Annotated in this window: 3 protein-coding genes and 1 pseudogene; all 4 read right to left on the bottom strand. The window is 59.1% G+C overall.

Translation table 11 applies throughout. The features are described 5' to 3' along the window. Positions 1-696: 696 nt before the first annotated feature. Positions 697-3675 carry a type I restriction endonuclease subunit R gene (locus G6N74_RS29680; protein WP_246246065.1) on the bottom strand — a complete coding sequence of 993 codons (2979 nt, stop codon included), beginning with the start codon at positions 3673-3675 and terminating at the stop codon, positions 697-699. A gap of 378 nt (positions 3676-4053) precedes the next feature. Then, positions 4054-4251, bottom strand: a pseudogene (locus G6N74_RS31615) (HNH endonuclease); the annotation flags it as partial. Further along, on the bottom strand, positions 4238-6400 hold the full coding sequence (locus G6N74_RS29675) for an NADAR family anti-phage protein (protein WP_165121597.1): 2163 nt from the start codon (positions 6398-6400) through the stop codon (positions 4238-4240). The pseudogene G6N74_RS31615 and the gene G6N74_RS29675, both read right to left, overlap by 14 nt. Then, positions 6400-7431, bottom strand: coding sequence for a phosphoribosyltransferase-like anti-phage protein (locus tag G6N74_RS29670; RefSeq protein WP_165121596.1), 1032 nt, complete (start codon positions 7429-7431; stop codon positions 6400-6402). The genes G6N74_RS29675 and G6N74_RS29670 overlap by 1 nt, the downstream gene beginning before the upstream one ends. Between the last annotated feature and the right edge of the window lie 12 nt (positions 7432-7443).

Genomic DNA, 7443 nt, shown 5'->3' with positions numbered 1-7443 from the left:
CGCCGACACCGGTCCACCTCGTTCATGCCGGACGTGGACGGCTGCCCCTTAAAATGCGGCTGTTCCTGGACCTTGCGGCGCCGAAGCTGCGCACGGTCCTGGATGCTATACAGTCTAGTATGCCAGTTCCATAAACATGCGACGCTGTAGATTTGGGGCATCCTTGCTGCCGCAATGTGGCTGCCCCACCGACCAGCAAGTGCAACTGAAAGCGGGGCAACCATAGCCGTCTCAGACAGCCAGCGATGTCTGCTTCCGCGAAGTGGCGAAGCTGGTTTCTGCGACCGGATTGAAGGCGCATTGCGGCCGTTCGCTGCATGAAAGACATCTAATCGCCTTTGGCTCAGCACTTCTGTTTCGGCCGGCCCGTCGTTACTAGTCGGGAATGCGCGCCGCGGCTCACACCAGGGCCGCCGGCGGCACGAGACGGTCTAACGCAAAACGCCGCTCCGATTTATTAGATCGGGACGGCGATTGATTTATGCTGGAAGTTGGTTGCGGGGGCTCGCAACCGACGATTCCTGCGATTATTTGAAGAGTTTGTTCCTAAAGTAGCGGCTTAGGTTGTCCAATGGCTGATCGCGCTCATCAGCTGCCAACTTACCCATCATTCCGTCCTAGCCGGCATATCGGAAATTTCCGTCCGCAAGACACGCATCAACGGTGCGCCCATGCAAACCTAAGCGGAGGCTTATTTCAGCCGGGGAGCGAGTTCGGGGTAATCGGCACAGCCCGATCAGCATACGTCGCAGCGAAGATCGTTTCCGAAAGCCATTTTTTGAAGGACGGGTTATCGCTGAACTGTTTGAATAGCTCGGTATGGTCTGACAGAAGTTCGATAACTGCGCGCTCCAGTGCCCTGTCGTGCTCAATACGGGCGTTCTGCTTGTCTGAATTCTGCATCGCGTTCTGGTAGGCCTTGTCGGCCGCAACCTTGTTTGGCAGTTCCTCGGCGATCACCTGCCCGATCTTGTCGACGTCCCTCCAGTCGATGTTACCGAACATCTCATTGAATGTCTTGAGGATGTTGCTCAGCAGGTCCAGCTCTGGCTCAGGCTTTCGACCCCCACCGCTGGTGGGCACCGGTCCGATTTCCGCATCCGTGTCGGGAAGCGCAATCGACATCGTCGCCTGCGCCTCGACCCGATAGCTGTCCATGTCGATAGCCTCCAGAATGCCCTTAGACATGTCCTGCTCCTCCGGCGCTGGAAGTTTCGGCGCTAGGAAGTTCAGGAAAATCGAGAGCTTTTCCCACTCCGCGTTCGTATAGGGCAGGATGGCCGCCAAGAACCCGTAGGTACGCGTGAATGCCTTCGCCTTTCCCTTGAAGTCGACCTGCCCATCTTCATCGAGAGCGGACTTGTAAACCGCGACGCAGGTGTCAAGGATCGGGTCGAGCTTGTCCCGATCGGCGCCCCCAAGATACAGCGCCACGAGGTCTTCGACCTGCTCCCAAGAATAAACCTGATAACCGTCGAGAGCCGCCTTCAGATCGTGCAACTTGTTCGGGTCGGTCTCTTCGCTCAGGATCGTCGTTCGGTAATAGTCCTCGAATGACGCCTTGATGCCATCCACGTCGTTCATGAAATCCAGCACGAAGGTGTCGTGCTTCTGCGGATGCGCACGGTTCAGGCGCGACAGCGTCTGCACGGCCTTGATGCCCGACAGCGTCTTGTCCACGTACATAGTGTGCAGAAGCGGCTCATCGTAGCCAGTCTGAAACTTGTCGGCGACGATGAGGAACCGGTATGGGTCCTTCTGGATCGTCTCCTCGATCCTGTTGCTCGGAAAGCCATTGAGCGACGCCTCGGTCACCTTCTGGCCGCCATATTCGTGCTCGCCCGAGAAGGCGACGATGGCCTGATATGGGCTCTTTCGCTCCTTCAGATACTCCCCGAACGCGTGAAAATACTGGATTGCGCGGTGAATCCCGCTGGTTACCACCATGGCGCGCGCCGCGCCGCCGATCTTACGGTGGGCCATCACCTGGTCGTGGAAATGATCGACCATGATCTCCGCTTTCTTGCGGATGGCATGGTCGTGGGATTCGACATAGCGGCGAAGCTTCTTCTGCGCCCGCTTGGCGTCGAACTGCGGATCGTCCTCTACTGTCTTCATGAGCCGGTAGTAGCTCTCGACCGGCGTGTAGTACTTCAGCACGTCGAGGATGAAACCCTCTTCGATGGCCTGCTTCATCGAGTAATTGTGGAAGGGAACGTGCCTGACTTTCCCGCCCTCGGGGACCGCCGTGCCGAAAATCTCCAGTGTCTTGTTCTTGGGCGTGGCGGTGAAGGCAAAGTAGCTCGCGTTCGGCAGCACCTTCCGCGCCTCCATCAGGCGGTTGATGGTGTCCTCGACGGTTTCGTCTTCCTCCTCGGCACCATTCGCGGCAAGCGCGATGTTCATCTTTGCCGAGGTCCGGCCACCTTGGCTAGAATGCGCCTCGTCGATGATGATGGCGAAGGTTCGCCCGCGATGGCTGTCCCCGATTTCGTCCAGGATGAACGGGAACTTCTGCACCGTGGTGATGATGATCTTCTTGCCCTGCTGCAGGAAAGTCCGCAGCTGCTGCGAACCTTCCGTGACCGCGCCGACGATGGAAGACACCTGTGCGAACTGCTTGATCGTGTCGCGAATCTGTTTGTCGAGATTGCGCCTGTCGGTGACAACGATGACGGTGTCGAAGGTCGGCTTGCCGCCGGTCTCCAGCCCGATCAGTTGGTGGCCGAGCCATGCAATCGAGTTGCTTTTGCCCGAACCCGCCGAGTGCTGGATCAGGTACCGCCGCCCGGCGCCGGAGGCCTCGGCGTCAGCCAGCAGCTTGCGCACCACGTCGAGCTGGTGAAAGCGCGGGAAAATCTGCTTCGGCTTCTTCTTCTTTCCGCGTTCGTCCGTTTCCTCGACCACCTGCGCATAGTTTTCCAGGATGTCGGTGAAGTTGCGCTTCGTAAGAACCTGCTTCCAAAGGTAATCGGTCTTCAGGCCATGTGGGTTCGGCGGATTGCCAGCCCCATCATTCCAGCCCTTGTTGAAGGGCAGGAACCAGGACGCCTTGCCCTTCAGATGGCTGCACATCCGCACCTCGTGGTCATCCACGGCGAAGTGGACGACGCAGCGGCCGAACTGGAACATCAGCTCCTTGGGATCGCGGTCGCGCTTGTACTGCTCGATCGCGTCCTCGACCGTCTGCTTGGTCAGGCTGTTCTTCAACTCGAAGGTGGCGATGGGCAGGCCGTTGATGAACAGCGCCACATCGAGCGACAGCTTGGTCGCATCCTTGGAATAGTGCAGCTGACGGGTGACGCTGAAGATGTTGGCGGCGAACAGCTCCTCGGCCTTCGCATTGCCGTGGGTCGGCGTACCAAAGAACAGCTCGACCGAGCCGGGGCCGTGCTTCACGCCGTTACGCAGCACGTCGATGACGCCGCGCTTGGCGATCTCGCCTTGCAGCCGATGAAGGAATTGCAGCCGCTTCGGTCCATCTTCAGCGATACCGAGGGCTTCGATAGCATCCGGCTGTGTGGCGTTCAGAAAGTCGAAAAGCTTGGCCAGGTCGATGGCGTGGTCCCGGTCGAAATCCTTCGAGGCGCCAGCGACGTAACCCGCCTCGTCGATCAGCGAGCGGACGATGAGGGTTTCGAGGCCCTTTTCGCTGGTGTCGGTGTGCTGGCGCATTTCGCGGCCTCCTTGAACCGAGGGGCCGGCATCGACCCGAATTAGGCCCGCTTCGCTCAGGAACGCTTCGAGCATTGGGTCTTTGGCCTCGAAACCAGCAACTAGGCGTCGCGCCGCGTCAGACGGCATTTCCAAACGAACTCGGGAGCTGTTGGCTCGAGTTACAGATGAAATCGCAATTTGGCCGAATGGAACTCCGACATAGGCAGCTACCATTGATACCAGGCGCTGTCGCTCCTTGTCGTTCATCTCATCCGGATCACGCGCCACGATCAGATCGACCAGCATTTTCTGCTCTGCCGTCATCGGCAGCGGGTCACCGCGCGCAATGATGCACGGTGACTTCTTATATCGTTGGAGGTAGCTCACGCCCCATTTCTCGTTGTCCGCGCGCTCGTGACAGTTGGCGCACAGCGCAATCAGGTTCTCAAGAGAATGGTCTTGCGACTTGCTCCATGGAATGACGTGCGCGTACTCAAGCGGCAGCGACGTGCAGCAGACAGCGCAATGATGACGAGCCTCGAAGAGCACATCGCGCTTTATTTTGATGGGGATTGAGGGCCTACTCGTCGGCATCGGCCCCCTCCATCACCTCGGCGTCGTCACCTTCCAGTTCCTCCTCCAGCGCGTCGTCCTCTTCGGCGATCGGCTCGTCCGCAGGCGCGGCGATCTCGATATGGCGCACGTCCATCTTGCCGGTGATGACATCGGCAATCATGCGCTCGCGGTATTCACGAACCAGCCGAATTTCATCCTGTGCCTTGCCTTCGAGAGTTGCAAAGGTGCTGTTGGTATCCTCAATCTCACGGATGATGGCTTCTTGTTCGTCCTCCGGTGGAACAACGGTTTGAATGGAACCGATGATCGACGGATTTAGGTTCTGCATTGTCGCACCAATGGATCTTTCATCCAGAAACCGGCGTACGGAGGCGGAACTGAGAAACTCGAAGAAAAAGCGTGGCACGCCTTCACTTAAGCGAAGCGTCATACATCCAGTGCCGCAAAGCATCGGCCCATCGACCTCGCGAACTAGCGCACAGCGTCCAAGTTCACCCCTTCGTGCGATTACAATTTCTCCGGGAGTTAATGCATGGCGGGTAAGTCGTTCCGCTGTCTTGGCATTCACCGTCGTCTCTCTATCGGGACGAATTGATCCGTCAATCAGGTGCATGGGGTTAATGACAGGCACGCCATCTTCGACGTAATCGGCTTGATGAAGCTGGCTGCCGAACGGTCCAGTTTGGAGCTTTACGGCGAGGCGGGAAAGCATCCTTACGTCCCAATGCGCCGGAACCTCGGGCATCCAGTCGATGCCGGTGGGCTTCGTCGGGGCGTTTGGGTTCAGGCCGCGCGTGACCGCCCGGTTGATAATCGCCTGCTTCTGCTCGTTCAAAAGCCCGATCAGCCGCCGTTTGTTGCGGATCAGGCGGCGAATCTGCACTTCCTTGGCGCGAAGAAAGGCGACCATACGTTCCTGCTCTGGAAGCGGCGGGCACGGGAACGCGATGTCCAGGAACTTGTCGGGATAGAGCCGCAGCCGGGAAGAGCGGATGCCGGTCGAGCGGCAGATGTACTCCCACCTCAGCAAAGGAGTGCGCAGGAGGTAGCCGACATACTCGGGCAGGAAATCCTGCTGGTTTAGCGGTCGATAGACCCCATAGGCCGGGCTTACGATCCCTACGTTCTTCGAGACGCCAAGCGCTGACATCCATGCCCACATCGTGTTGATGACGACATCGTTCGGCCGCGCCACCTTGTGGCCGACGTAGGACTCCGCTTTGAACATCGTCACGGTCTTCTGGCTGCGCGGTGTTACGCCAGTCGTGTGAGAGACCGAAAGCAGCTCCTCCTCGCCGGTCTGCGAACGCTCGTCGATCTCACGGAAGAAGTACTTCCCGCGCTTTTCCGACCAGTGCGCCGGAATTTCCCCCAGCCAATGCACTTTTGCCGGCTTGTAGGCGGGGTAGCGGCCGGGCTCTGCGCCCGATTGGTCGGGCGCAGTGGATTGACGGCGCTCTATGGCTTGCTCACTGGAGATCATTGGCTGCTCAAACAGGGAAGGCTGGGGATCGCTTGGCGGCGGCGGGGCTGCATCGGCTTGGGACGACCGCTGAGGAGGCCAGCCCGGGATCTCGGCATTGGGCGCGGCCTGGACCGCCTCGATGGGCTGACCGAACAGCAGGAACTCGGATATCGCCGGCGGCTCGATGAAGCGCAGACCCTCCGCCTCGTCGCCCTTCAGCTGCTCGCGCAACTCCATCAGCAGCCGCCCGAGCACGTTCATGCCGACGAGTGTGCCGTCATCGGCAACCTTCGCGCCCCAGAAATCGTCCTTCCTGGATTGCTCGACGATGGGGCGGTGCCCGGTGGCCAGGAGCAGCCTGCCGAACTCACGCCAGTTCTGCGCCAGCTTCACACGCAGACACCACCGCATGATCTTGACCCGCACGAAGTCCCAGTCATGCCGGGAGACCCGCCGATACGGCTTGCTGCGCATTTTTGCCGTCATCGGGCTATTTTCGCCGATGATGAGCTGCTGCACCTCGGGCATGTGCGGGAAGCGACATGCCTGATAGAGGGCTTCCGACGTGCGGATGCGAACGCCGTTCACCCGTAGTGGAAAGCCCGGCGCCATGTTCGACAGACCACCAAACCGCTCGTTCGTCTTCAGGAAGACGACGCTGGCGGAGGGGTCATATGTGCGAACCTGGCTAGCCTGGGACATCAGAATACGTCCTTCGCCAGCATCGCCATGAAGCGCTTCATCGACGTGTCGCTGTTGGTTGTCCGCGGGAACAGGGGGTGCCAAGGATCGCCCGCCCACAACGCCAGCGGCGCGTTGTTCGCGCAGTTCCGGAAGGTGACAATCAACGAGCCGAAGCCCAACGTCTCAAGGATCATGTTGCCGAGCGGTCGCTGGTACTGGTTCAGGTTCGGGCACATTTGCCGGATTCGCACGCCCGCTTTCAGGAATTCCGTTTCCAGAAGCTGGCGTCCGGCGTCGCTGGAGAAGATGCCATTCCCACCGACATTACCTGCGGCACGCAGGCTAGGCGGATAGCGCATCGCCGCGACATAGGCTTTCACGACTTCATCGTCAGGGATTGCGACCGGCCGGAGGACGTCGGAGGTCGTTGTATGGGCCTTGCGGTCCTCAAGTTCAGTCGCTCGCCACCATTTCACATCGATCGATTTCCCGGAGGCCTTAATTGCTTCGGCTACTTTGTTCCTATTGTAATAGGAGCTTGTATGGAGGGCGATCACTATCACGTGGAGTATCGTGCCATCTGGCGCGTCGTTTGCGATCCACTTAGTAAGGTCATTCCTGATATGGCCGCCGGAAAAAATCGCATCATCGAGATAAACGAAGGCGGTTGGATCGGCTCCGCAGTCGTCAGTACCGAAGCCGCATTGCTTTTCCAGAATCTTGCTGAAAAGTGCGAGCATCTCCTTTTGGCTGGCGCCACGGCCTTGAATGTCCAGGAACTTCACGCCTTTCCAGAACGCGCACGCATCCGAGCCGACGAGTTTCTCAGTCTGGAAAAGCCCCGAAAGGAAGTTTCTGGTCCCTTTCCGCGAAAAGTAGGTCCTCTTGAGGACGTGATCCATCTCGCGCAGGATCGGAAGCTGCACCAAGCCATCGAACTGGTTGATCCAGCGCTCGACATGCTCCGGTGTCGGCGCCGCCAGATCACCCTCACGATAATCGGCAGTCGTCGCGGCTATTGACCTGAGAAGGTCGTCCCGTTCAGCCATGTGTTGCCCCTC

Origin of the sequence: Mesorhizobium zhangyense (assembly GCF_011045115.1) — a bacterium.
GTDB lineage: Bacteria > Pseudomonadota > Alphaproteobacteria > Rhizobiales > Rhizobiaceae > Mesorhizobium_M > Mesorhizobium_M zhangyense.
The sequence above is the reverse complement of the archived record's forward strand: the minus strand, read 5'-3'. Positions and strand labels throughout refer to the sequence as shown.